Source organism: Vibrio sp. 10N.261.52.A1 (genome assembly GCF_002876325.1).
In the GTDB taxonomy this organism is placed as follows: Bacteria; Pseudomonadota; Gammaproteobacteria; order Enterobacterales; family Vibrionaceae; genus Vibrio; species Vibrio chagasii.
In genome coordinates this window covers 1-2,544 of sequence record NZ_MCYD01000845.1, presented here as the reverse complement: position 1 = coordinate 2,544, position 2,544 = coordinate 1, and the positions used below count along the sequence as shown (strand labels likewise).

The 2,544-nt window shown below is 42.5% G+C and carries 1 protein-coding gene; it reads left to right on the top strand.

Annotation, left to right across the window (positions count from 1 at the left end; genetic code table 11):
* The first annotated feature begins 353 nt into the window (after positions 1 to 353).
* Positions 354 to 2,471, top strand: coding sequence for a TonB-dependent siderophore receptor (locus BCT81_RS17990; protein ID WP_102425344.1), 2,118 nt, complete (start codon positions 354 to 356; stop codon positions 2,469 to 2,471).
* The last annotated feature ends 73 nt before the right edge of the window (positions 2,472 to 2,544 follow it).

Here is a 2,544-nt window from a genome sequence, read left to right as displayed (position 1 = left end):
GAATCAAAGCTAATAAATAAGAGAAGATAAAATTTTTATCGTTTTTTGATTGTTAGATTGAGTGAGCAAATAACGCTGTTTCAAAATTTTTAACGGTAGTGGCAGTGGCCCCGAACAAAAAGACTTCTAAGTATCTGTATTGAATCAGGTTCTGTTACATCTAATGAATAACGCTTACCAAGACCTTTACAAAACTTTACGAATGCAAAGAATGTAAATTTAATGCAAATGGTAATAGTTATCACTTATATTCTCTCGCGAAAAGATTCAGTGGTACCGGTAACGGTTCAGCGAGCACATCAAATAATTAACCATAGTGCTCGTACAAAAAGAATAAAAGCGGAGTAAAGGACATGTTTTCAAAGAGCCCATTGGCTTTAGTGATCGGCGCAGTATTAGCTTCACCAGCAGTATTGGCAGAAACACCAAAAACAGACGAGCACATGGTTGTTGAAGGTCGTGACTACGGTTACAAAGCCGATACGAACACAACAGCAATGCGCATGGAGGCGACTCAATTAGAGACTCCGGGACAAGTTTCAGTAATCGATGAACAAATCATCGATGAGCAGCGTGCATCAACTCTAGGTGAAGTTCTAAAGAACGATGCATCTATTTCTGCGGGCTCAAAATCTACCAACCGTGAACGCTTCAACCTACGTGGTTTCGCACTAGGTAGTGGTTCAAGCTACCTACGTGACGGTGTTCAACATTGGTCTCATTACCGTCAACCAGTTGAGCTATTAGAGCGTGTTGAAGTACTTAAAGGCCCTGCAGGCCTACTTTACGGTAAATCAGCGCCAGGTGGCCTTGTTAACATGGTTTCTAAGAAGCCTACATACGAGACTCAAGTAAACGTAAGCCAAGATATCGGTTCTGATAGCTACACGCGTACTACCGCTGATGTAAGTGGTTCACTAAACGATGACCAAACCTTACGTGCTCGTCTTATTGTTTCGCAAGAAAACCAAGACTCTTACCGCACACGTTTTGATGGCACAGATGTAGAAACCGACCGTTTTGTTGGTGGTCTATTTGTTGATTACGATATTAACGAAGACATCATGTTGTCAGTTCATTACGACCGCACAATCGAAGAGGGCGATTTAGACAATGGTTCTAAAATCGACACTTCTACAGGCAAGGCTATCGACCCTAACACGGTTAATGATCAACGTTTCGCTCAAACAGATAACGACGTTGCTAACTACGGCGCTTCGATAACTGCTAATTTAAACGAAACTTGGTCTGTTAAAACAGGCATTAGCCGTCAGTTCTACGAGCGTCAGCGTACAGAATCGAACAATACTGTATACAGCGATAAAAACGGCGGTTACGGCTACAAAGTATCAGATCGTCACGACGAGTGGACGTTTGACACGGCTTACGTAGATTTTACTGGTGACTTCGATGCACTAGGTGTAAACCACCGACTACTTGTTGGTGTTAATGGCCTTCATTACGACTACGAACGTTTATACGACTCTGGTTACACTTGTGTTAATGCAACTGAAGCCGAAACAGAAGCTGCATGTGGCAATGGTTTTGATATGCCTTCTAACGTTAGCTACAAGAACGACAATGAAGTATCTCACTCTGAAAGCCAACACTACGGTCTATATGTTCAAGACTTAGTAACACTTAACGACCAGTGGCAAGTTCTTGGTGGTGTTCGTTTCGCATACGACAAAACGACGAGCAGTTCTAATCAAGAAGAGAGCTACAACAACATTCTTCCAAAGTTTGGTGTAATTTACTCTCCGGCTTCAAATGGTTCAATTTACGCAGTTTACTCTGAAAGTTTCGAGCCTGTTGGTGAAATCACAGATCAAGATGACGTGAACTTTGGTCAGTCTCAAGATGCTAAGAAAGGTACACTTTACGAGCTAGGTTCTAAGTGGGAACTGTTTGATGAGCGTTTGTTTGTATCAGGAGCATTGTTCCAGATCACTCAATCGAACATGCAAGTGACAGAAGACCTAGACCCAGCAAGTAATAACGGCAAAGAAACACGTACAACTCAAGTTGGTGAACAAGTTCATACTGGTGTTGAATTGGCTGCAACTGGTTACGTGACGGAAGCATTCTCTGTAAGTGCATCTACAATGTTCCTAGATGCTGAGTACCAGAATGACCCTGCTCTAGAAGGCAAAACACCTGCTGATGTACCAGAATTTACTGCGAGCATTTGGTCTACTTACTCGTTCAATAACGGCACTGACGTAAACCTTGGTGTTTACCACGTAGGTGAGCGTTACACTGAAGATTCAAACACCTTTAAAAAAGACGCATACACTCGTGTAGATATGGGTATCGCACATACAATGAAGTATGACGAGAACCTAGATTTCGTCGCACGCTTCAATGTAGAGAACCTGTTTGATACTGACTACCTTGAAGGTGGCAGCACGAGCAACGTTGTTGTTGGCGAAGGCCGCAACTACATGGCGACTTTACAGGTAAAATACTAATTTGTTAGTAGGGTACTATTGGTAGCTTAAATGCTAAGGGGGAAGTTTCGGCTTTCCCCTTTCGTGATTCTAC